The organism is Glycomyces sp. NPDC047010 (genome assembly GCF_040644205.1).
GTDB lineage: Bacteria > Actinomycetota > Actinomycetes > Mycobacteriales > Micromonosporaceae > Glycomyces.
Genome location: NZ_JBEYVY010000012.1, coordinates 182,699 through 204,588, shown reverse-complemented (window position 1 = coordinate 204,588; position 21,890 = coordinate 182,699). Strand labels below are relative to the sequence as shown.

Below are 21,890 nucleotides of genomic sequence, written 5' to 3'. Positions count from 1 at the left end.
GCCTCGGCTTCCACCGGTCGCGGCAAGTGTGCCCGCGGGGTCCGACAGTTCAGGCGCGGCCGGCGGTCTCGGCGTCGATCCACTCCAGGTACTCGGGGTTCCCGGCGGTGATGGGGAGCATGACGACCTCGGGGACCTCGTATCCGTGACCGGCCTTGAGATGGGCCTCCAGGTCGGGGTAGGCGGCGGCGGTCGTCTTGAGGACCACCCGCCACTCCTGCGCGGTGTCCACCTTCCCCTCCCACCAGTAGATGCTGCACAGGGGCCCGAAGACCTGCGCGCAGGCGGCCAGCCGGGCCTCGATGGCGGTGCGCGCCAACAAGGTCGCGGACTCGGCAGAATCGGTGGTCGTGACCACCTGGACGTGCTCGAACTCGGTCATAGCCGCCTCCAAACCGCTTTGCACGAGGGTATCGCCCGGAGCGGCCCGGCGGGAAACTATTCGTACGCCGTGCAGGACACCGAATCGGGCAGGTCGTAGCGGCCGTCGATCTCCGCCTGGAAACCGGTCACCGCGTCCTCGCCGGGGTCGAGCTTCCCGTTCCAGTTCTTCGACCCGAACCAGCCGCGCCCCAGGTCGTCCATGTTCCAGTAGTGGTAGATGTCCACATCGTCCAAATCGAGGTCGATCGCCCACGACGCCAGCCGCTCGTCCCCGACGTTCACCACCTCGACCGAGACGTCGATCGAGTCCTGCCACGACTCGTCCACCGAGAGGTACGCGACGCACGCGGCGCCCTCCACGGTCCCCTCTTCCTCCTGCGGCGCTTCGGTGTCCGACGGCGCCGCGGCCGTCGTCGGCGCCTCCGAAGACGACTCGGACGGCCCCTCCTCCGACACCGACTCCGACGGCGTCTCCAACGCCGAGCTCGCCGTCTCCGCGACCGCCGCCGCGCTCGAACTCTCCTCGGCCGCCGCCGACGGCCACTCCGTCGTCGGCCCGTCCACGGCGCTCACCGGCTCGCGGTCCGAACCCCCGCCGAACACCCCGAGCTGCCACATGGCGATCAGCGCGACCACGCCCGAGAACGCCCCCAGGATCTGGAGCAGCCGCCCGTGCAGGCGCCCGCGACCCGGGGGTTCCGCTTCCGACCTGTGCATCCGACCGCCTTCCAATGAGGACGCCCTCGCGGGTCCGCAGTAGAGGACGCGCGTCGATCCGCACGGCTCAGCCTACCTGCACACAAGTGCCCGAACGGTCCGCGATGATTCGCCCCGATACCCGATGAACTGGGACTTCATCCGCACTCGTGACGATTCGTCACCACCCTTCCGAGCGACGGCGCGCCCGCGGCGCGCCCCCGCACGCCGCGGCCCCCGCAGACCCCGCCGCGACCTCGTTCCGCCATGCTCCGCAACCGCCCGGCCTACACTGGCCCGATGAGCAAGGCTCGCGAAACCGACCCGGCGCAGGACGCGCCCACCGTCCACCCGCCGAAGGACCACGCCGTCGGCCTGCCCGCCGTCCTCAACTCCGTCCGGTACGTCGGCTCCGCGGCCGGGATCAAACGCGGACTCCCGCTCCTGCACAAGGTCAACCAGACCGACGGCTTCGACTGCCCCGGCTGCGCCTGGCCCGAACCCCTCCACCGCCACCCCGCCGAGTTCTGCGAAAACGGCGCTAAAGCCGTCGCCGAAGAAGGCACCCGCCTGCGCGTCGGCCCCGACTTCTTCGCCGCCCACCCCGTCGCCGACCTCGCCGACAAGTCCGGCTACTGGCTCGGCCAGCAGGGCCGCCTCACCGAACCCGTCTACCTCGCCGAAGGCGCCACCCACTACACGCCCGTCACCTGGGACGACGCCTTCTCGCTCATCGCCGGTGAGCTCACCGCCCTCGACAGCCCCGACGAAGCCGCGTTCTACACCTCCGGGCGCACCAGCAACGAGGCCGCGTTCCTCTACCAGCTCTTCGCCCGCAAACTCGGCACGAACAACCTGCCGGACTGCAGCAACATGTGCCACGAGTCCTCGGGGTCGGCGCTGGCCGAGACCATCGGCATCGGCAAGGGCAGCGTCCTCCTCGACGACCTGTACCAGGCCGACCTGATCATCGTCGCGGGCCAGAACCCCGGCACCAACCACCCGCGGATGCTCACGGCCCTGGAGAAGGCCAAGCGCGCCGGGGCGAAGATCGCCACCGTCAACCCCCTGCCCGAGGCCGGGCTCCAGCGCTTCAAGAACCCGCAGACCGCCCGCGGGCTCGCCGGGCGCGGCACCGACCTCACCGACCTGTTCCTCCAGATCAAGGTCGGCGGCGACCTCGCCCTGTTCAGCCACCTCAACCGGATGCTCCTGCGGGCCGAGGCCGAGGCTCCCGGAGTGCTCGACCGCGACTTCATCGACCGGTACACGCACGGCTTCGACGCCTTCGCCGCCCACCACGCGGACGGCGACGACGAAGCCGTCCTGGCCGAGACCGTCCGCCGCACCGGCCTGTCACCGGTCGAGATCGAACGCCTCCTCGCCATGGTCCTGGCCGCCGACAAGATCGTCGTCTGCTGGGCGATGGGCCTGACCCAGCACAAGCACGCGGTCCCCACGATCCGCGAGATCGTCTCCTTCCTCCTCCTGCGCGGGAACATCGGCCGCCCCGGCGCGGGCGTCTGCCCCGTGCGCGGCCACTCCAACGTCCAAGGCGACCGCACCATGGGCATCTGGGAGCGGATGCCCGACCGCTTCCTCGACGCCCTCGGCGCCGAGTTCGGCTTCGAGCCGCCCCGCGACCACGGCCTCGACACGGTCGACACGATCCGCGCGATGCGCGACGGCCGCGTCAAGGTCTTCTTCGCCATGGGCGGCAACTTCGTCTCCGCCAGCCCGGACACGGCCACCACCGAGGACGCCATGCGCGGCTGCCGCCTCACCGTGCACGTCTCCACGAAGCTCAACCGCTCGCACGTCGTCACCGGCGCCCGCGCGCTGATCCTCCCGGCCCTCGGCCGCACCGACGTCGACGCGCCCGGAGGCCGCGAGCAGTTCGTGACCGTCGAGGACTCGATGGGCATCGTCCACTCGTCCCACGGCCGCGTCGCCCCGCTCAGCCCGCACATGCGCAGCGAGGTCGCCATCGTCGCCGGTCTCGCCCGCGCCGTCCTCGGCGACACCGACGACACGCCCTGGGAGGACTTCACCGCCGACTACGACCGCGTCCGCGCCCGCATCGAACGGGTCGTCCCCGGCTTCACCGACTACAACGCCCGCGCCCGCGTCCCCGGCGGGTTCGCCCTCCCGCACGCGCCGCGCGACGAACGCGTCTTCCCGACGGCCACCGGCAGAGCCAACTTCACCGTCAACCCGGTGACCTCGCCCGAGGCCGGCCCCGGCCGACTGCTGCTCCAGACCCTGCGCAGCCACGACCAGTTCAACACCACCATCTACGGGCTCAACGACCGCTACCGCGGCATCCACGACGGCCGCCGCGTCGTGCTCGTCAACCCCGACGACGCCGCCGAACTCGGCCTGACCGACGGCGACTACTGCGACCTCGTCAGCGAATGGTCCGACGGGGACCGCCGCGCCCCGCACTTCAAGATCGTCCACTACCCGACCGCCCGCGGCTGCGCCGCCGCGTACTACCCCGAGACGAACGTACTGGTCCCGCTCGACTCCGTGGCCGAGTTCAGCAACACCCCCACTTCCAAGTCCATCGTCGTCCGCTTCGAGCCCGACAGCTCCGCCGACGCGACCGCCCCCTCTCCGCCGTGACCTTCGACCGCGGCCCTTGCGGCCCCGGCCCCCGTCGAGCTATGCAGGCAAGAGAAGCACCGACCACCTGAATCCGAGCTGAAGCCGCCTGAAGGCTATTTAAGGAACGACCATGGGCCGCGTGACCGTCCGCCGCAAGACCACCCGCCTCGCCGGGGGCGAACGCACCGGGCGCATCGACACGCTCGTCGTCGAGGAGCCCCTCGAACTGCGCGTCGGCGGCGAATCCCTCCAGGTCACCATGCGCACCCCCGGCGACGACTTCGACCTCGCCACCGGCTTCCTCCTGTCCGAAGGCGTCATCACCAAGCCCGCCGACATCCTGACCATGCGCTACTGCGCGGGCGTCGACGCCGACGGCGAGCAGACCTACAACCTCCTCGACATCGCCCTCGCCCAAGGCGTCGAGCCGCCCGCGAAGTCCGCCAAGCGCAACTTCACCGTCACCTCCGCGTGCGGCGTCTGCGGCAAGGACAGCCTCGAAGACGTGCGCATCAAGGCCGTCTGGGACCTCGCCGAGGACGCCACCGTCGTCGACGCCGACATCCTCGCCGACCTCCCCGCGCGACTGCGCAAGTCCCAGAAGATCTTCGACAAGACCGGCGGCCTCCACGCCGCCGCCCTCTTCACCGCCGACGGCGAACTCGTCACCGCCAAAGAGGACGTCGGCCGCCACAACGCCGTCGACAAGGTCATCGGCCATGCTCTCCAGCAGGGACTCGTCCCCTTGCGCGGCAACGTCCTCGCCGTCTCCGGCCGCGCCTCCTTCGAACTCGTCCAGAAGGCCGTCATGGCCGGCATCCCAATCCTCGCCGCGGTCTCCGCCCCCTCCTCCCTCGCCGCCGACCTCGCCGACGAATCGGGCCTCACCCTCGCGGGCTTCGTCCGCGGTGACACCATGAACCTCTACACGCATCCCGACCGAGTCAACTGACCCCGGCGTGTCTCCCCCAAGATCTACTCATCGGTAACTAATCTCTCCCGCAGGAAACACCTGAACGGGGGACACCATGTGCAAGCCGCAGAACCGAACCCGAGTCGTGCTGGACGAAACCGAGATCCAGCACCGCAAGACCCGACCCGAGCGCCCCAACGGCCGCCCACAGTCGACCGTGTGGATCACCAAGCCGATCCTCAAGACCCGCGGCTGGACCGAGTCCGCCATCCGCGACTTCCTGCCCCGGCCCGAGCAGCACTACTCGAACCCGCACGTGAAGGGCCGCAGCCCGATGCCGCTCTGGAGTGCCCGCACGGTCGGACGCATCGAAGCCACCGACGACTGGCAGCTCTGGCTCGCCCAGTCCCTCGCCCGCCGCGGGATCTCCCTGCGGGAACTCAGTGAATCCATCCGCGACAACGGCTTCCGCAATCGCTTCCATACTGCAGACCGCGCCATATCCGCCTACCAGGAGTCCCGGCACCGAATTCGATAGCGATTGAATGAGTGAGTCAGGGTGCATGGATCGATCAATCCATGCACCATGATTTCACCTCTATTGTGGGCCTGAGCCGAATTGTCGGGATCGGGTCCCACTGGATGCATGCGGCGCATGGTCATACATGCGTTCGATTATTGTCGAATAGGGATCTTACCGCAGGTCAAGATCAACTTCTGGGGCTGACAAATGGAGGAATGGACGGTAGTGTGCCTGTATTCCTCCCACCCTCGCTTGCGCCTGAAACGGAACATCTTCTATGTCCGACAATGCATTCAGTGTCCCCGAGATCAACCTGCTGCTCTCACTCGTCCACCTGCGCGGAGCGGGTGACACCGGCGTCTTCAGAGTCGCCTTCGGCTACGACAAGGTCGAGGGCAACATGCGCGATCCACTGGTGAAGAAGGGCCTCATCACGGTCGACAAGGGCGTGCGGCCCTACCAGTACGAACTCACCGACGCAGGCTGGAGGGCCGCCCGGGAGGCCCTCTCCGAACCCGGTCAGACCGGCCTCAGCAACCGCACCGCCCGGATCCTCTGGGCCGTGATCCGCGACATCGCAGTGCACATGGGCAAGACCGGAATCGAGCTCGCCGACATCTACGCGGACGAGGCCGCCGAGGTCGAAGCAGTCGAGGTCGAGACGGACGAGACGGTCGATACCGATGAGGCCGACGCCGAGCCGCAGTCGCTCGGCGAGCGGATCGTCGCATCCTACCGCGAGCTGTCCGGCGAGCAGGCGAGCTGGATCCCGCTGGCCGCGCTCCGCAAGCACCTCGACGGAGAGGAGCACTCCGAGGTCGACAAGTCCCTCCAGGAGCTTCTCATCGCCCGGAAGATCCAACTCATCCCCGAGGCCAACCAGAAGACCCTCACCGATGCCGACCGCGCCGCCGCGGTCTGGGTCGGCGGCGAGTACCGCCACCTCATAGGGATCGAGGTGCGATGAGCGACGCACTCGAAGCCCTGCGAAGGGCGCCTGGCGATTTCGCGGTCACGCCCGACGACATCTGGGACGACCACGCCCGCCCCCACGTGCAGGGCATCAACGAGACCGCCATGCGCGCAATCGAAGCGCAGATCGAGCTGGCGGAGCGGAGCGCCAAGTCGAGCGTCTACGGACTGCCCATCGTCGGTGAGGGCGGCCGGGGCAAGAGCCACCTGCTCGGCCAGGCCCGCATCGCCGTACAGGAGCACGGAGGGTTCTTCGTACGGCTGAACATCCTCCACTTCGAGAAGTTCTGGCCGAACCTCGTCGGCAGCTACCTATACGCGCTCAACATGCCCCACCGCAAGTCGACCACGGGTCTCGCCCACCTCATCCAGTCGCTGGGCGAGCAGGCGAACGTGTCCGAAAAGGTCATGCGGCGCATCCTGAACGACCGGCAGCCCGACGTCGAGTCGGTCAGCCGGTTCATCGAAGCGGTCAGGGAGATGGACTCGACCCTCGGCGGCACCCGGAAGACCCTGCGGGGCCTGCTCCTCCTGCACTCGCGCGACGAGCATGCCTCGGACCTCGGCGAGGAGTACCTCACCGGCGGAGAAGTGGACGTCGATCCCGACCTCGGCATCACCCGCTCGAACCCGAAGCCTCCGAAGGAAGTCGTCCGCGACCTCTCCCACCTCATGTCGCGATGCGGCGCCACCGTGATCGCGGTGGACCAGGTCGACGACATCGTCAGGGCGTCGAAATCGAGCACCGACGAGCGGCACCGCGAAGGCGCCAGCCAACTCCTCGACATGCTCGGCGTCAACCTGGTGGACGTCCGCGACGAGACCCGGCGTACCACCGTGATCCTCGCGTGTCTCGAAAGCACCTGGCAGGAGTTCGAACGTTCGACCGTCGCCACGGTGACCCAGAGATTCGAACCCGTCGTCCCGCTCGACCACTATCTGCCGAACGAAACGACCGCGGCCGCACTCATCGCGGCGATCCTGACGCCCGTCTACGACGATGCCGGATTCGTACCGCCGTACCCCAGCTTCCCGTTCCCGGAGCAGAGCCTCGGCAACGCGGTCACTTTCAACCCGCGCCAACTGCTTCGAACCGTCAATGCGCACCTGCGCTCCTGCGTCGCCGCCGGTGCGGTGACCGAGATCGAGCAGTTGGAGGACGCGGCGCCGGTCAGTCCCGGGCCGAGGATCATCGAGCTCCCACTGGTCGACCTCGACAACGAGTTCGAGCGGTTCCAAGCCGAGGCCGACCTGACGAAGGTCACCGATTCCAGCGCCGAGTTCCACCTGCTGCGCCCCTGGCTGCTCGCGGGACTGAACGCCTACAGGACCGAGTCGGGACGAGACCCCGAGCAGTTCAAGGTGATCCAGTCGGTAGGGGAGCGGCAAGGGTTCCACGTCGAGGTCCACGACAAGACCGAGGCGCGCCCCCGGCGCTGGTCCTTCCGCGCCCTCGCCACCGGCAACGGCAACGCCGTGCTCTCGCGCGTCCGCGGCCTGTACGCCTGGGCCAAGCTTGGCGAGGCCGATCCCGTCGAGGACGCGCGGGGCATCCTGTGGGTCACCGCGCCCGCCGACAGCTGGAGGCGCTGGTCATCCGGTTCCCAGGTCCTTGAGCTGGTCGACCGCTTCGGACGCCACGGCACCGAGATCCTGGCCTCCGAGAACGACCTCAAGGTGTTCTTCGCGCTGCACCGGATGGAAGCACTGCGCATCCCGGGCTTCGGGGACTGGCTCCAGCGACGCCGACCCGCCTCGGGCACATACCTGCTCAGAGCGGTGTTCGGCGACCCGGTCGAGATCCCGGTGGCCGCACCGGTGGCGTCGCAGGGCGTCTCCATCGTCCGGGGCACGAGCGAGACGCAGACCAGCTCTGCCGGGGACCACCGGTTCCTCACCATCCCGCTCCCGACGGCCCACGCCCGCGCGACCGCGACCGGCGGCAGTATCAACGTCGGGGCGATGGGCGAGGGCGCCACCAGCAGGGTGGGCTCCATCGGGAACTCCGCGGTCGGCCAGGTCGGCATGGCCGAGGTGCTGAAGTACCAGCTCCCTGCCCCGAAGGCTCCCGCCATCGGGCGCCGGCTCGACGGCGGCAGTGTGTACGCCGACCTCAAGGCCATGGCCAAGCACACCGCAGTCTTCGCAGGCTCCGGCTCGGGCAAGACCGTCCTACTACGACGGATGATCGAAGCGGCTGCGCTCCAAGGCGTCTCCTCGATCGTCCTCGACCCGAACAACGACCTGTCCCGGCTCGGCCTGGCCTGGCCCGAACCGCCCGAGCACTGGCTCGACGGCGACGCGGCCTGGGCCGAGCGGTACCACGAGACCGTCGAGACCGTCGTATGGACCCCGGGACGCATCAAGGGGCGACCCCTGAGCTTCAAGCCGCTGCCGGATTTCGCGGCTGTACTCGACGACTCGGACGAGTTTGAAGCTGCGGTGGTCACCGCCGTGGACTCCCTCGTACCGCGGGCGCGGATCGGCAGGGCCACACCGAAGGACGACCACGCGAAGGCCGTACTGAAGGAGGCGCTCGTGGCCTACGCGCGCGACGGCAGCTCCGACTTCGAGGGCTTCCTGCTGTTCCTCGAGAACCTGCCCGACGATGCCAGCTCGATCATCAAGGCGCCCGAAATCGCGGTGCGCATCGCCTCCACGCTCCGCGCGGCCAAGATCAACGACCGCGTGTTCGGCGGCGTCGGCCCGTCGCTGGATCCGAGCGTGCTGCTCACGCCCACACCGGGCAAGCGGGCACGGATCTCGGTCGTCAACTTCATTGGGCTGCCCACAGAGGAGCAGCAGCAGGGGTTCGTGAACCTGCTCGAAATGGCGCTCTTCTCCTGGGCCAAGCGGAATCCGGCGCGAGACCGGCCGCTGTCCGGGCTGCTCGTCCTCGACGAGGCGCAGACGCTGGCGCCCTCCTCGGGGACCACGATCTGCCTGGCGTCGACGCTTGCGTTGGCGTCGCAGGCCCGCAAGTACGGCCTTGGGATGCTGTTCGCCACTCAGGCGCCCAAGGGGATCCACAACAAGATAGTGGGCAACTGCGGCACCCACTGGTACGGGCGGATCAACGCCCCGGCGCAGATCGCGGCGGCAGTGGGGGTGGCGCAGGACAAGGCCGGGACCTCGGTCGACCTCGCCCGGCTCTCCGCGGGTCAGTTCTACATGGCCGCGGACGGAACTCCGACCGACCGCGTGGACGTGCCGATGTGCCTTACGTACCACCCGTCGACCGCGCCGACCGCGGAGGAGATCCTGGCGGCGGTCGGGCGGACCGGTGAGGAGCCGGGCGAGTGAACGAGATCATTCGGGAGCGGGTCGCCGCGTTCCGAGAGAAGGCGGAACTGCCCGATCTGGACGATGCGAAGCTGTTCGAGGCGTTCGCCGCGCACTGCGTGCTGCACCAGTTCCACGAGGACGAGTTCAACGCCGAGCAGCATCGGACCGGCGGCGGGAACGACCTCGGCGTGGACGCCTGGGGCATCGTCATCAACGGCGACCTCTTCAGCGATCTCGACGGCGTGAAGGGCGCGGTCGAGTCGAGCCGCGAGATGAACGTGGTCGTGATCGTGTTGCAGGCCAAGCAGAGTCAGACGTACGAAGGCAAGGTCGTGTCCGACCTGGCCGACAATCTGCTTCAGATCTGCGGCCGGGCCCCGATCGCCTACACGGCTTCGCCGGAGGTCCAGGAGCTGCACGAGGCGCTCGGCCTGATCTACGACAACCACCAGAAGCTCCCCGACCACAGCCCGCGGCTCGAAGTCCGGTACGTCCATTGCGGAGACGAGGCCAACGACGACCTGGAGGGCAAGTGCCGGTCGGCCGAGGCCGCGCTCGACGGGCTGGGGCGGTTCCACTCGGTCCGGTTCGAGGCGGTCGGATGGCGGCGGTTGAACCAGCTGTACCAGCGGTCCCGGCGGAAGATCAACGTCGCGTTCGAGTGGCCCAGCAAGGTCGCGATCCCCGCCATCGCCGGTGTCAAGGAGGCGTGGATGGGGACGATTCCGGCGTCGGTGTTCGTGGAGCGGCTCCTGGTCGACAACGGCGGCAGCATCCGGAAGTTCCTGTTCGAGGACAACATCCGGGACTTCCAAGGGGAGTCCAACGAGGTCAACAGCGGGATCGCCGAGACGCTCGCAGATCCGGTCAAACGCAAGCGCTTCGTGGTGCTCAACAACGGGATCACGGTGATCGCGCGGAGCTTCGACATCTCGGGCTCCGAGTGCCACATGAGCGACTTCCAGATCGTCAACGGATGTCAGACCGGGCATGTACTCTTCGAGCACCGCGACCAGCTCACCGACGACGTCCACTTGAAACTGACCGTGATCGAGACCGAGGACGAGGTCATGTCCGACACGATCACGGTCGCCACGAACCGCCAGACGCAGATCCCCGCGGAGGACTTGCGCGCGAACCGGCAGATCCACCGCGAGATCGAGGACTTCTTCCTGACGCGGAAGGCGCCCCGCGACCTCTACTACGAGCGCCGCAGCGGCCAGTACGACGCGCGCTCGGTGACGATGACGAGGGTGGTGAAGCAGAACCAGCTCGTCCAGGCGTACGCCTCGGTGTTCCGCGGGTACGCCTTCGAGGCGACGCGGACGGCGAAGCTGCGCCGCGACCCCGGCGTGCGGATCTTCCATCCCGAGGGCCACGCGATCGCGTACTACACCGCGGCCGCCGCCTGGTACCAGGTCGAATGGCTGTTCCGGAACAACCGGGTCGAGGCGAAGTGGCGCCCGGCGCGGTTCATGCTGATGGCCGCGGTAGTGGCGAAGTTCGCGGGCGGGGCGAAGCTCCCGCCGGGCCGTGCCAAGGCGGAACGCTACTGCGAAGGGCTGCTGGCGCAGATCTGGGACCGCGATGAGGTCGAGCGGCTGGTCAGCCTGATGGTGGGGCGGCTGGAGCGGATGACCGACGCGGAGTCGACCAAGCAGCGGCTGAGCGCCCTCGCCCGGACAAAGGGATTCACGGAGCGGTTCCTGAAGGAGGCCGCGGGCGTCGAGTAGTCCGGTTTCGGCCGGTCGGTATTCGACGGCCGGTTCGGGTTGCTTCGGGTGGATGTTTGCCTTAACATCGATCTACTTGAATGTTTGGGCAGTCGTCCGTACGAGCCCTCCGGTTGCGGGGGTTCGGGTCCTCGACAACCGGGGACGGCTGAGCCCCCTAGGTTTTAGGAGCTCAACCGATGGAAGTCATACCCAAGGACGGTCGCGCGCGCGTGCGGCTGCGGCGAAGGGCCGCCGCGGTGATCGCGGCGTGCGGGGCGCTGCTGGCCGCGTCGCTGGCGTTCGTGACGGCCGGCCCGGCATCGGCCGCCGCCTGCGACGCCGTGCAGTACGCGATCACGTCGCAGTGGGGGACCGGGCACAACGCCTCGGTCTCCATCAAGGCCGGTTCGGACGGGCTGAACGGCTGGAAGGTCGAGTTCGACCTGCCGAGCGGTTCATCCGTGCAGAACGCGTGGAACGTGGACTACACGCAGTCCGGGGCGCACTTCACCGGCGACGACGTCGGCTGGAACGCGCAGATCTCGGCCGGGCAGACCCGCGAGGTGTTCGGGATGACCGTCACCGGGACCGGGACGATCCCGACCGGGTTCAAGGTCAACGGGATCGCGTGCGGCGGGACCTCGACGCCCACGCAGACACCGACGGCCGGTGAACCGACCGAGACGCCGACCGGGAACCCGCAGCAGCAGAAGCAGACCCGCACGCCCGCGTTCCTCATCGAGGCCGGGGCGGAGACCGACAACTACGTCGAGTCGGCGAACTTCACGGTCCGCTGGGGCGACGCGATCGACGCCGTCGCATGGGGACAGTCGCGCGGCTACGCGAACTACCCGCAGTGGGTCGCGGACCACATGGAGGAGATCTACGACTACTACGTCGACCAGGTCGGCTTCGTGGACCCGGCCGACCACAGTGTCGGGTCGCGCTACCGGATCAACCTGTACCTCTGCGGTACCTGGTCGAACGGCTTCCTGCCGCCCGCGAACTGGGCCGGGCCGGACGACATCGGGGTGGGCCACATCTGCCTGCCGTACGACAAGATCTGGGACGACTGGGTCGAGTCGCACGAGTTCAACCACATCCTCCAGTCCTACGCCGTGGACATCAACATCGCCAACGGGAACGGCGGCGGCTGGGGCGCGGGCAACCCGGTCGCCGGGCCCGTGTGGGAGGCCCACGCGAACTACATGGCGCGGATGCAGCGGCCCGAGGTGGTCGTCGGGTCCGGGTACTTCGTGGACAGGCAGCAGTACCGCTGGCTCGCACAGGAGACCTACTACGGCGACTGGCTGATGTTCGACACGATCGCCGAACTCTACGGCGCCGAGGCCGTCGACCGGCTCTGGTTCGAGGCCAGGCAGGGGGAGCACCCGATCGACACGATCAAGCGCGTGCTGCAACTCGACCAGCAGGAGTTCGCCACGCTCATCGGCGAGATGACGTCCAGACAGGTCGTTTACGACTTCGACCAGGGCGCGGCCATGCGCTCCGACCTGTGGCGCGGCGGCGGCAGCTACCGGCCGCTCCACACCGACCCGCTGACGAGCCTCGGCTCCAACCGCTACCGGATCAATGCCGCTGACGCACCGCACCAGTACGGCCACAACATGATCCGCCTCAACCCGACCACGTCCAACGTCACCGTCAACCTCACCGGGGCCTCCAGCCTCGCGGGGGCCGACTGGCGCTTCCGCCTCGTCGCCGTCAAGGCCGACTTCTCGGTCCGCTACAGCCCGTTCTACGCCCCGGGCCAGACCGCGAACTTCTCGCTCCAGAGCGGCGAGACCCACATGATGCTCGTCGTCGCGGCCACCCCGTCGGTGCACCGCAACTACACGATGTGGCAGACCGGCGTCGGGGACCCGTTCCCCTACGAACTCACCATCACCGGCGCCACGCCGTCCTAACAGGGCAATAGAGGTGCGGGACGGCGCAAGCCGTCCCGCACTTCCCGCTACCTGGACCAGCCCGGATCGCGGCCGGTGAGGGCGATGAGGCGGTCCTGCGGGGTTGCGTCGGGGGCGGGTGCTACCGGTGGGGCGTAGATGCCGTTGCGGGCTTCCTGGTCGTCGGCGTCTTGGGCGACGAAGGCGGTGAGGGTAGTGATGGCGGCGGGGTCGAGGTCGTAGGGCTGGCCGGTGGCCTTGGCGAGGTCCCAGCCGTGGACGGCGACCTCGTTGAGGCCGACGAGGCCCATGATCGCGGCGGGGAACGTGACGCCGCCGGCGGTGGCGTCGCCGTCCCAGGCCGAGGGCTCGGCCCAGGCGTCGGCGAGGGTCTGGAGCCGCTCGGCCAGCAGGGGACGCCAGTTCGCGGGAGGCGCCGCCGAGGGCGCCGCGGGCGGTGCGTCGTTGTACGGGCCGCGCTCGCCGCGGGCCGCGGCGGTGAACGCCAGGGTCAGGCCGAGGAAGTGGTCGACCAAGTGGCCCACCCGGTACTCCTCGCACGGGGTGGCGGCCGCCAGCTGGACGTCCTCGACGCCCGCAAGGAGGCCGGCCACCAGGTCGGTCACGGGCTTGAAGTCGGCACCGGGTTCGGTCATGTGCGCTCGCTCCTCAGTTCGCTCGGTCTGCACCAGTGGTGACGACGCGGCGCGTCCGGATTCATCGCAAGGCGGGCGATCCGGGGCGACGGTCGCGAATGGATCGGGTCTTCCGGCTGGTCAGATGCTGTGGTACGTTCCGAAAAAGACAACGTGGCGAGCAGTGCGCAACGGCCTCGGGCCGAGCGCTGCCGCCCGGACATCCCTCCCCTCACGTCGGGCCCTCGGCGGCCCGGAAAGGGTGCTCATGTCGAACGACGACCTCATCCTCATCGACGCCGGAGTCGAAGTCCTGAAACGGTACGCCGCGCACGGCGGCCAGCTCACCTACGGCGAACTGAACCGCGAACTCGGCAGCCCGATCAAGCACGGGGGGAACTTCCCCGGCCAGATCGGGCGCCTGTGCGACGCCATCAACCGGCGGCACGCCGAGGTCACCGGCAAGGAGTTCATGATCTCGGTCCTCGTCCGCAACGGCGACACCGGACAGCCCGGACCCGGCTTCTTCGAGCTCGCCGCCACGCTCCAGCTCCTCGCGCCCACCGAGGACGAGAAGGCGAAGCGGGACTTCGTCGACCGCCAGCAGCGGGCCGTCCACGCTGTTTACCGCGCAACGCGATCGGGCCCGGGCGCCCAAGGCAACGGCCGCCACCGGAAGGTCTAGAGGTTCGCCGCCGCGTACGCCTCCATGGCTTCGCGGAGGTAGGCGGCGAGGCCCTCGGCGACGGTGTCGTAGGTGGCGTTGAAGGACGGGTCGTCGGTGTAGAGGGCGGCGAGGCCGGTGTAGGCGGCGGCGGTGGGGGCGGTGCCCCAGAGGCGCTCGATGAACGCGTAGTGGTCGGCGGCGACCGCCTGAACGTCGGGGGAGTCGGCGGGAGCGCCCGAGGTGCGGAGGGCGGCAAGGCGGTGGTGGAGCTCGTCGAACTTCGCGGGGATGGCACGACGCTCGTCCGGGGACATGGCCTTGACGGCGGCGTCGCCCGCGTCGACGACGGCGTCGCCCCAGCGGCGGCGGGCCTCGGCCTCGTACTCGGCGTGCTTGCCCGCGTCGAGGCCGTCGAACCAGGTCTCGGGTGTCATGGTCTGGTCTCCTTCGAGTTGGCGGATGGTGGCGGCGACCGTGGCGGCCAGGCGGTCGAGGCGCTCGCGCTCCTCGTCGAGCTGCTCGGCGTGGCGCTTGAGCGCCTCGGCCTCGGACAGGGCGCCGTCGACGATCTCGGCGATCACGTCGAGGCGCAGCCCGAGGCGCTTGAGCAGCAGGATCCGCTGGAGGCGGAGCAGCTCGGCCTGGCCGTAGCGGCGCAGGCCGCCGTGGCCGGTCGCGACCGGTTGGAGGATGCCGATGGCGTCGTAGTGGCGCAGCGTCCGCGAGGTCACGCCGGTGATCCGGGTGACCTCGGTCGTCGTCCAGGTCCGCATGCCGGCCTCCTTCCCGCTCGAAGTTACGGCTTGACGCTACGTCAACCGCAAGCCCGATCCGCGGAGACGGCGGACACAGGGCCGGGGCCCGGAACGCATGCGTTCCGGGCCCCGGCTTTCTGGGGGAGGAGGGTCCTCACGCCACCCTGATCGCGGGGAACGGGTAGCTGGTGACGTCGCTGCCGATGTAGAAGCTCGGGTGCGGCGGCTGGTTGTAGGCGGTGTTCTGCCAGGCGATGGCGACACGGTACTGCGGGTTGTGCATGAGCGTCGCGATGCGCAGGTTGGTGGTGTACGGGGTGGCGTAGATGCGCAGGGCCGAGCTGTCGCTGGTGCGCCACACGACCTCCTCGCGCCAGTCGCCGAACAGGTCCGCGGACAGGCCCGGCGTGGCCTTGGTGCCGTTGTTGGACGCGACGCCCGAGCCCGAGAGCAGCGTCCCGGACGGGTAGTTCGTGATCGCGGTGCCGTCGAGCAGCTCGCGCTCGCCGTCGCCGTCCCACCAGGACACGAAGTTCGTGGAGGCGGGTTTGGCGCCGATGTTGGCGCCGGAGGCGTTGAGCAGGCCGCTGACGCTGGAGGACCAGTACTCGGCGCCTGCGTTGGACGCGAGGACGTTCGCCGCCACGCCGCGGCCGTTGTCGCAGCACGCGGGGGTCTGGAACAGGATGGCTCCGTTGCCGCCGTTCAGGCTGGACGAGGGCTGCGAGGTGCTCTCGTGCGGCATGAACACCTCCTGCCCGGCGCGGCTGGGGACGAAGTCCGAGACGTGCAGGGCGTCGCCGTGCCCGAACCCGGTGGTGTACAGCGCGGACCCGGAGGAGCCGACGGCCATGGCGCCGTAGACGATGTCCTGGTTCCCGTCGCCGTTGAGGTCGGCGATCGAGAGGCTGTGGGCGCCTTGGCCGGTGTACTGGCTCCCGGCGCTGTTGGAGTCGAAGACCCAGCGCGACACCAGGTCGGTGCCGTTGAAGTCGACGGTCCAGATGACGCTGCGGGTGTAGTAGCCGCGGGCGAACACCATGCTCGGGTGCTGCCCGTCCAGGTAGGCCGTTCCGGCGAGGAAGCGGTCGACCCGGTTGCCGTAGCTGTCGCCCCAGCTGGAGACGGTGCCGCGGGCGGGCTGGTAGTTGATGGTGTCGAGGATCGCGCCGTTGGCGCCGTTGAAGATCGTCAGGTACTCCGGTCCACTGAGGATGTACCCGGAGGAGTTGCGGTAGTCGGCGCTGGAGGTGCCGACGACCTGGCCGGTGCCGGAGACGGTGGCGTCGGCGGTCTTCATGGCGATCTCGGCGTCGCCGTCGGAGTCGTAGTCGTACACCTGGAACTGGGTGTAGTGCGCCCCGGCGCGGATGTTGCGGCCGAGGTCGATGCGCCACAGGCGGGTGCCGTTGAGCTCGTACGCGTCGATGTAGACGTTCCCGGTGTACCCGGACTGCGAGTTGTCCTTGGCGTTCGAGGGGTCCCACTTGACGAGGTACTCGTACTGGCCGTCGCCGTCGAGGTCGCCGACGCTCATGTCGTTGGCGCTGTAGGTGTACGCGACGCCGTCGGGGGTGGTGCCGCCGCTGGGCGCCTGGATGGGGATGTCGCGGTAGCCGCTGGAGTTGAAGGTCGCCTCGGCGCCGGCCTGCGCGCCGACGGTGCCGCCGTTGACGGGTGCGACGGTGTACGTCCCGGAACCGCCGGTGTCGAGGTAGTTGGTGGCGCCGGTGATCGGGGAGCTGTTGAGGAGGGTCCCGTTGCGGTACACGTTGAACGCGGTGCTCGCGGTGTCGGTGCCGAGGAGGCGCCAGCTGACGAGGTTGCCGCCGCTGGCGGGGACGACGGTGACGCCGCGGCCGAGGTCCTCCATGATGGGCCCGGTCTGCGCGACCGCGCCGTCGGTGATCTCGATGTAGTCGATGTTCGCCAGGCCCGCCGAGGTGGCGGCGGCGAGCCGGACGGTGTTGCTGCCGGCGTTGAGCGTGACGTTCACGGTCTTGGTGGTCCAGGTGGTCCACGCGCCCGTCGCGGGGAAGTCGGCGCCGGACTGGACCGTGGTCCCGTTGACGACGATGTTCGCCGAGCGGGTGTCGGTGGCGCCGTGGGCGTACCGGATGGACAGGGTGGCGGTGCCGGCGGCCGAGGCGGTGACCGTGTACTGCGATCCGGCGCCGACGGCGTTGCTGGAGTTGCAGAACCCGCTGCCGGAGAACCCGGTGTGGTTCGAGTCGATCGTGCCCTCGCAGACGGCGGGGGACGTCTCGGCCTCGTAGCGGACGGTCGCGGCGTCGGCCGAGACCTGGGGGAGCGCGACGAGGGCGGCGAGGCCCGCGAGGGCGGCCGTGGTGAGCGCGGCCCAGCGGAGGCGGCGGTGCTTGGTCGGTCGGATGTGGATGGTGCGCATGTGTGCTCCGCGTGATCGGTGGTGAAGGGGCGCAAGGCCGTACGGAGGTGCCTGGAGGCGGAGGCGCAGCGTGCCGGGCAGCCGCGACCGTCTCCAAAGCCATCGAGACATCGAATTGAATCGATATAATGATGTCGGGTCAGCATAGCGTGCGAGCGCTTACATGGCAATGCCCCTCAGATCCGCAGGTCCGGTTCCCGCCGCAGGTACTCGCCCGGCGTCGTCCCGAACGACGCCCGGAACGCCCCGATGAACGCGCTCGGACTCGCGTACCCGCACGCCCCCGCGATCCGCGTGACCTGCTGCCCGCCCGCCAGCAGCACCAGCGCGTGGTGCAGCCGGAACTGGCCCCGCCACTGCGCGAACGTCGTCCCCGCCTCCTCCCGGAACAGGCGGCTCAGCGTGCGCTCCGACGCCCCCACCGCCGCGCCCAGCTGCGCGAGCGTGCGCCGGTCCGCCGGGTCCCCCTCCAGCAGCGCCACGACCTCCCGCAGCCGCGGGTCCTCCAGCGCGGGCAGGAACCGCTGCGGCGCTTCGACACTGTGCAGCAGGTCCAGGACCACCCGCGCCAGCCGCCCCCGCACGTCCGGCGCCATCGCGGCGTCGTCCGTCAAAGCCGTCACCGCCTCCCGCAGCAGCGGCGTGAACGCCAGGACCGTGGGCCGCTCCGGGAACGGCCCCCCGCCGTCCGCATCGAACAGGATCGCCCGCATCTCCGTCGCCCCGAACGCCCGGTGCGAGTGCACCGTGCCCGCGGGCATCCACGCGCCCTGCGACGGCGGCACCACCCACACCCCCGCCGCCGTGAACATCCGCAGCACCCCGCGCCGCGGGTAGATCAGCTGGTGGCCGTCGTGCCGGTGCCAGTCGATGCGCTCCTGGTGCGAGAGCATCCGGATCGGCGAACTCGGGATCACTTGGCCGTCTGTCGACATAACTCGGCAGAATACCGTTAGCCGGAGCCCCCGAGGTCTCGGAATCCTTGATCCGAACGGACAAGGAGCACCGACATGACCCAGACCACGCCTTCAGGTCCCATTCAGGTACCCGCGGCTACCGTGGCCGGACCGCCGGAAGGCACCGCACCGCACCGGACCGCGGACGGACCTCCATCGGCACCGGCGGCGCACGGACCGACCACGACAACGGCGTCAACGCCCGCGGGAGCACCCGCGCCAGCATCGACGCCGACCGGAGAGGAGGAGCCTAAGGAACATCGAGCGAGAGACGCACCGGCTTCGCCACTGCGCCGGATGTGGCTGTGGGGCACCGCGCACGCGGTCGACGACATGTACCAGGGGCTCGTCCCCGCGGTCGTGCCGTACTTCGTCCTCGACCGCGGCTACGGGTACGTCGCCGCCACCGGGCTGACGCTCGCCGCCGCACTCGGCAGCTCGATCCCGCAGCCGTTCATCGGCCTCGCCGTGGACCGGCGCCGCCTGTACTGGCTCGCACCCGCCGGGGTCGCGCTCGCCGGGCTCGGCATCGGGCTGGCCGGGGTCGCCGGGCCCTACCCGCTGGTGCTCGCGCTGATCTTCCTGTCCGGCCTCGGCGTGGCCGCGTTCCACCCGGCCGCCGGGAAGGGCGCGCGCGAGACCGCCGGGAACAGCGCCGCCGCGATGAGCGTCTTCGCCGCGGGCGGCAGCGTCGGGTTCTTCCTGGCGCCCGTGCTCGCGACACCGGCGCTCATGGCGATGGGCGTGGGCGCGACCGCGCTGTTCATCCCGCCCGCGGTGCTCATCGCGTTCGTGATGCTGCGCAAGCGCACCCGTGCCGCCGCCGCCTCGGCGGCGCCGCGGGAGGGCGCCGACCGGTGGGGGCCGTTCTCGGTCCTCACGGGGATCGAGGTGGTGCGCTCGCTGCTGTGGGTCGGGATCATCACGTTCATCGAGCTGTACTGGATCCGGCACCTCGGCTCCGGGCACGTCGTCGCCGGGATCGCGCTGGCCGGGTTCATGCTCGGCAGCGTCGTGGGGACGCTGCTGGGCGGGCGCCTGGCCGACCGGTTCGGGGCCGTGCGCACCACCAGGATCGGCGGGGTGCTCGTCATCCCGCTGCTGATCCTGCTGCGCGTGGTGCCCGACCAGTACGCCGCGCTGGCGGTGGCGCTGGCAGTGGGGGTCGCGATCAACATCCCGTTCGCGGTGCTCGTGAAGCTCGCGCAGGACTACCTGCCGACCCGGCCGGGGACCGCCGCCGGGGTGACGCTGGGGCTGGCGATGAGCGTCGGCGGGCTGTTCGCGCCCGCGTACGGGCTGATCGCGGAGGCCCGCGGGCCCGAAGGGGTCTTCACCGTCCTCTGCGTCGTCCCCGTGGCGGCCGTGGTCCTCGGGGCGTTCCTGAAGCGGCCGTGACGGTCCCGCTTCTGCCGTGTGAGTGCTCAGCGTCCCTCGGCGAGCGCTGCGAATGCTTCGGCCTCCCGGTTCATGTAGCGGCGGGCCTTGCCGGAGAACAGGATCCGCGCGATCCACGCCCCGGAGCCCGTCCACGTGATGCTCAGGGCCAGCCGCGTGCGGCCCTCCCCGTCGGCGCGCGCCTCGTGGACCGCCTCGGTCCGTACGCCCCCTGACGAGGCGACCCATGTAAAGCCCTCGCCGGGCCGCCACTCGGTGACCTCGTAGACGGCGGTCGCCAGGCCCGGCTGGGCGACCCGGAACCGGGCGCCCGCGGCGATCGGGCCCGGGTCGCTCAGCCGCTCGACGCCGCTGACCGTGGGCAGGAGTTCCGCCCAGCGGTCGAGTTCGCTCATGACGGCCCACACTTCGGCAGGGGCCGTGCGGATCTCGCGTTCGACCAGGATCATTCCCACATCGTAGAGTCCGATCGAAGGAAGTCAATCCCCGTCGCGGTCCGCCCGGCCCCTGCCTCGCAGCGTTGTGTCGAGCCTGGGCGCTCGTCAGTTCGCGTCGAAGGCGGCGCGCTCGTCGCGGAGCCATTGCGCGAACGTGCGTGCCGGGCGTCCCAGCACCCGCTCGACGTTGTTGTTCACCGTCGCCGGGGTGTCGCCGAAGTTCGCCGCGACGTCCAGGAGCGAGTCGAACATGGCCTCCGGGAACCACTCGGGCCGCCCGGCGAGGGCCTGCTCGCGTGTCAGCTCCTCGACCACCACCGGCTTCCCGAGCTCGGCAGCGACGGCCGCGATCGCTTCGCGCTGCGTCAGTGACTCGGGTCCGGTGAGGACGAGGCTGCGCCCGCGGAACTGCGGGCGCGTCAGCAGGTCGGCGGCGACCTCGGCGACGTCGCCGAGGTGGATCGGGTTGATCTGCCATTCGGGGAACGCGATCGGGACGCGTCCGGCGCGGACCTGCCCGGCCCAGTCGCGGAAGACGTTGCTGCCCAGCCAGGACGGGTAGAGCACGGTGTGCGGCAGGCCCGAGTCCCGCACCGCGCCCTCGATCGCCTGGTGCGCGGCGCCGATCGGTCCGGCATGCTCGACCGGGTCGTACGCGGCGGGGGAGGAGAGCAGGACCGCGTGCTCGACCCCGGCCGCGACGGCGGCGGTGAGGAAGCCATCGATGTCGCCGAACGTCGGGTAGAGGAACACGGTACGGACGCCGTCGAGCGCGGCCGCCGCGCCCGCGGCGTCGATGAGGTCGAGCGCGACCGCCTCGGCCCCTTCGGGGACCGCGAGTCCGTCGATGCTGCGCCCGGAGGCCCGCACAGCGTGTCCCGCACCGGCGAGGGCGCGGGCGACGCGCGAGCCGATGTTGCCGCGGGCGCCGGTGACGAGCACGGTGCCGTCGAAGTCGTTCATGGGTGTCGCTCCTGGTTTCGGGCATGCGACCGCAGAGCGCGGGGCGCGCGCTCGGGTAGCATGACGTGGGGAACTGTTTGCTTTCAAAGCAAAGGTAATACATCTTTGCTTTGAAAGCAAAGATATTTTGACGTCAAGGGGAAATCGGGGGTGCGACCGTGGCCGCGCGTTGGGGCGTCGATGACGCGATCCGGGAACTGCTGCTGCTCATGCCGCGGATGGTCGGACGCGCGAAGCGCCTCCCGGTGCCCGAGAGCGTGCGCTCGCTCGATCTGAGCCCGCGCCATCTGTCGCTGCTCGCGCTGCTGCTCTTCGACGGTCCCGCCACGGTGAACGACCTGGCCTCGCGGCTCGAAGTCGCGCCCACGACCGTGAGCCTGATGGTCGGCGACCTCAGCCGCAAGGGCGTGCTGGAGCGGCGCGAGGACGAGGCCGACCGGCGCCGCCGCATCGTCTCGATCACCGCCGAGATGCGCCCGGAGATCGAGTCGTGGCTCTCGGGGAGCGCCGCGGCCTGGCGGAAGGCGCTGGCGCCGTTGACCGCGACGGAGCTGGTCGTGTTCGTGGAGACCCTTGCCGCGTATGAGAAGGCGCTCGAAGACTCCTACGGCGACTAGCGCCCGCGGGCCGGGCGCCGACGAAGGCGGCGTTCGCCGCGGCCTCGGTGCGG

The 21,890-nt window shown here is 69.8% G+C and carries 19 protein-coding genes; 11 read left to right on the top strand and 8 right to left on the bottom strand.

Annotated features, from left to right (window positions below):
- Positions 1-49 precede the first annotated feature (49 nt).
- Both cutA and AB0A65_RS23090 read right to left on the bottom strand, forming a co-directional pair.
- Positions 50-382, bottom strand: coding sequence for a divalent-cation tolerance protein CutA (cutA, locus tag AB0A65_RS23095; RefSeq protein ID WP_359954274.1), 333 nt, complete (start codon positions 380-382; stop codon positions 50-52).
- A 56-nt stretch (positions 383-438) separates the two neighbouring features.
- Positions 439-744 carry a cellulose binding domain-containing protein gene (locus tag AB0A65_RS23090; protein ID WP_359954272.1) on the bottom strand — a complete coding sequence of 102 codons (306 nt, stop codon included), beginning with the start codon at positions 742-744 and terminating at the stop codon, positions 439-441.
- Between the two features lie 28 nt (positions 745-772).
- On the opposite strand from AB0A65_RS23090, the gene AB0A65_RS23085 reads away from it, so the two are divergent.
- The 8 genes from AB0A65_RS23085 (at position 773) to AB0A65_RS23050 (ending at position 13,023) form a co-directional block, all read left to right on the top strand.
- On the top strand, positions 773-1,144 hold the full coding sequence (locus tag AB0A65_RS23085; protein WP_359954270.1) for a hypothetical protein: 372 nt from the start codon (positions 773-775) through the stop codon (positions 1,142-1,144).
- 236 nt (positions 1,145-1,380) lie between these two features.
- Entirely contained in the window at positions 1,381-3,705 is a 2,325-nt protein-coding gene (locus tag AB0A65_RS23080) for an FdhF/YdeP family oxidoreductase (RefSeq protein WP_359954268.1), read from the top strand.
- A 112-nt stretch (positions 3,706-3,817) separates the two neighbouring features.
- Complete coding sequence (fdhD, locus tag AB0A65_RS23075) at positions 3,818-4,639, top strand: formate dehydrogenase accessory sulfurtransferase FdhD (protein WP_359954266.1); 822 nt, start codon at positions 3,818-3,820, stop codon at positions 4,637-4,639.
- Between the two features lie 106 nt (positions 4,640-4,745).
- A complete protein-coding gene (locus AB0A65_RS23070; RefSeq protein WP_359954264.1) occupies positions 4,746-5,138 on the top strand; it encodes a hypothetical protein in 393 nt (130 codons plus the stop codon).
- Between the two features lie 262 nt (positions 5,139-5,400).
- Positions 5,401-6,090, top strand: a complete 690-nt coding sequence (locus tag AB0A65_RS23065; RefSeq protein ID WP_359954262.1) for a hypothetical protein — start codon at positions 5,401-5,403, stop codon at positions 6,088-6,090.
- Positions 6,087-9,398 carry a DUF87 domain-containing protein gene (locus tag AB0A65_RS23060; RefSeq protein ID WP_359954260.1) on the top strand — a complete coding sequence of 1,104 codons (3,312 nt, stop codon included), beginning with the start codon at positions 6,087-6,089 and terminating at the stop codon, positions 9,396-9,398. Before AB0A65_RS23065 ends, AB0A65_RS23060 begins: the two co-directional genes overlap by 4 nt.
- Complete coding sequence (locus AB0A65_RS23055) at positions 9,395-11,113, top strand: AIPR family protein (protein WP_359954258.1); 1,719 nt, start codon at positions 9,395-9,397, stop codon at positions 11,111-11,113. The genes AB0A65_RS23060 and AB0A65_RS23055 overlap by 4 nt, the downstream gene beginning before the upstream one ends.
- 179 nt (positions 11,114-11,292) lie before the next feature.
- Positions 11,293-13,023: a DUF6055 domain-containing protein gene (locus AB0A65_RS23050; protein ID WP_359954256.1), complete on the top strand. Its 1,731-nt coding sequence runs from the start codon at positions 11,293-11,295 to the stop codon at positions 13,021-13,023.
- A 47-nt stretch (positions 13,024-13,070) separates the two neighbouring features.
- Here the strand turns inward: AB0A65_RS23050 and AB0A65_RS23045 are convergent, their stop codons facing one another.
- Complete coding sequence (locus tag AB0A65_RS23045) at positions 13,071-13,658, bottom strand: TIGR03086 family metal-binding protein (RefSeq protein WP_359954254.1); 588 nt, start codon at positions 13,656-13,658, stop codon at positions 13,071-13,073.
- Positions 13,659-13,905: 247 nt separating this feature from the next.
- Here AB0A65_RS23045 and AB0A65_RS23040 point away from each other — a divergent pair, with 247 nt between their 5' ends.
- Positions 13,906-14,322 (top strand): hypothetical protein, encoded by a 417-nt coding sequence (locus AB0A65_RS23040; protein WP_359954252.1) that lies wholly within the window; start codon positions 13,906-13,908, stop codon positions 14,320-14,322.
- On the opposite strand, the gene AB0A65_RS23035 is transcribed toward AB0A65_RS23040, so the two are convergent.
- The 3 genes from AB0A65_RS23035 to AB0A65_RS23025 all read right to left on the bottom strand — a co-directional run bounded on the left by AB0A65_RS23035 (position 14,319) and on the right by AB0A65_RS23025 (position 18,383).
- A complete protein-coding gene (locus AB0A65_RS23035) occupies positions 14,319-15,077 on the bottom strand; it encodes a TipAS antibiotic-recognition domain-containing protein (protein WP_359954250.1) in 759 nt (252 codons plus the stop codon). The genes AB0A65_RS23040 and AB0A65_RS23035 overlap by 4 nt on opposite strands.
- A 136-nt stretch (positions 15,078-15,213) precedes the next feature.
- Positions 15,214-17,466 carry a carbohydrate-binding protein gene (locus tag AB0A65_RS23030; protein WP_359954248.1) on the bottom strand — a complete coding sequence of 751 codons (2,253 nt, stop codon included), beginning with the start codon at positions 17,464-17,466 and terminating at the stop codon, positions 15,214-15,216.
- A gap of 176 nt (positions 17,467-17,642) precedes the next feature.
- A complete protein-coding gene (locus tag AB0A65_RS23025; protein ID WP_359954246.1) occupies positions 17,643-18,383 on the bottom strand; it encodes a helix-turn-helix transcriptional regulator in 741 nt (246 codons plus the stop codon).
- A gap of 336 nt (positions 18,384-18,719) precedes the next feature.
- On the opposite strand from AB0A65_RS23025, the gene AB0A65_RS23020 reads away from it, so the two are divergent.
- Positions 18,720-19,820 carry an MFS transporter gene (locus AB0A65_RS23020; RefSeq protein ID WP_359954244.1) on the top strand — a complete coding sequence of 367 codons (1,101 nt, stop codon included), beginning with the start codon at positions 18,720-18,722 and terminating at the stop codon, positions 19,818-19,820.
- A gap of 26 nt (positions 19,821-19,846) precedes the next feature.
- Here the strand turns inward: AB0A65_RS23020 and AB0A65_RS23015 are convergent, their stop codons facing one another.
- Both AB0A65_RS23015 and AB0A65_RS23010 read right to left on the bottom strand, forming a co-directional pair.
- Positions 19,847-20,269, bottom strand: a complete 423-nt coding sequence (locus AB0A65_RS23015; protein WP_359954242.1) for an SRPBCC family protein — start codon at positions 20,267-20,269, stop codon at positions 19,847-19,849.
- Positions 20,270-20,362: 93 nt separating this feature from the next.
- Complete coding sequence (locus AB0A65_RS23010; protein WP_359954240.1) at positions 20,363-21,220, bottom strand: NAD(P)H-binding protein; 858 nt, start codon at positions 21,218-21,220, stop codon at positions 20,363-20,365.
- A 209-nt stretch (positions 21,221-21,429) separates the two neighbouring features.
- Here AB0A65_RS23010 and AB0A65_RS23005 point away from each other — a divergent pair, with 209 nt between their 5' ends.
- Entirely contained in the window at positions 21,430-21,837 is a 408-nt protein-coding gene (locus tag AB0A65_RS23005) for a MarR family transcriptional regulator (RefSeq protein WP_359954335.1), read from the top strand.
- The last annotated feature ends 53 nt before the right edge of the window (positions 21,838-21,890 follow it).

What these genes read in the sequence shown, in the direction of transcription:
- cutA (WP_359954274.1), bottom strand. Translation starts at nt 382, where the DNA reads ATGACCGAGTTCGAGCACGTCCAGGTGGTCACGACCACCGATTCTGCC.
- AB0A65_RS23080 (WP_359954268.1), top strand. Translation starts at nt 1,381, where the DNA reads ATGAGCAAGGCTCGCGAAACCGACCCGGCGCAGGACGCGCCCACCGTC.
- fdhD (WP_359954266.1), top strand. Translation starts at nt 3,818, where the DNA reads ATGGGCCGCGTGACCGTCCGCCGCAAGACCACCCGCCTCGCCGGGGGC.
- AB0A65_RS23065 (WP_359954262.1), top strand. Translation starts at nt 5,401, where the DNA reads ATGTCCGACAATGCATTCAGTGTCCCCGAGATCAACCTGCTGCTCTCA.
- AB0A65_RS23060 (WP_359954260.1), top strand. Translation starts at nt 6,087, where the DNA reads ATGAGCGACGCACTCGAAGCCCTGCGAAGGGCGCCTGGCGATTTCGCG.
- AB0A65_RS23050 (WP_359954256.1), top strand. Translation starts at nt 11,293, where the DNA reads ATGGAAGTCATACCCAAGGACGGTCGCGCGCGCGTGCGGCTGCGGCGA.
- AB0A65_RS23045 (WP_359954254.1), bottom strand. Translation starts at nt 13,658, where the DNA reads ATGACCGAACCCGGTGCCGACTTCAAGCCCGTGACCGACCTGGTGGCC.
- AB0A65_RS23040 (WP_359954252.1), top strand. Translation starts at nt 13,906, where the DNA reads ATGTCGAACGACGACCTCATCCTCATCGACGCCGGAGTCGAAGTCCTG.
- AB0A65_RS23035 (WP_359954250.1), bottom strand. Translation starts at nt 15,077, where the DNA reads ATGCGGACCTGGACGACGACCGAGGTCACCCGGATCACCGGCGTGACC.
- AB0A65_RS23030 (WP_359954248.1), bottom strand. Translation starts at nt 17,466, where the DNA reads ATGCGCACCATCCACATCCGACCGACCAAGCACCGCCGCCTCCGCTGG.
- AB0A65_RS23020 (WP_359954244.1), top strand. Translation starts at nt 18,720, where the DNA reads ATGTGGCTGTGGGGCACCGCGCACGCGGTCGACGACATGTACCAGGGG.
- AB0A65_RS23015 (WP_359954242.1), bottom strand. Translation starts at nt 20,269, where the DNA reads ATGATCCTGGTCGAACGCGAGATCCGCACGGCCCCTGCCGAAGTGTGG.
- AB0A65_RS23010 (WP_359954240.1), bottom strand. Translation starts at nt 21,220, where the DNA reads ATGAACGACTTCGACGGCACCGTGCTCGTCACCGGCGCCCGCGGCAAC.
- AB0A65_RS23005 (WP_359954335.1), top strand. Translation starts at nt 21,430, where the DNA reads ATGCCGCGGATGGTCGGACGCGCGAAGCGCCTCCCGGTGCCCGAGAGC.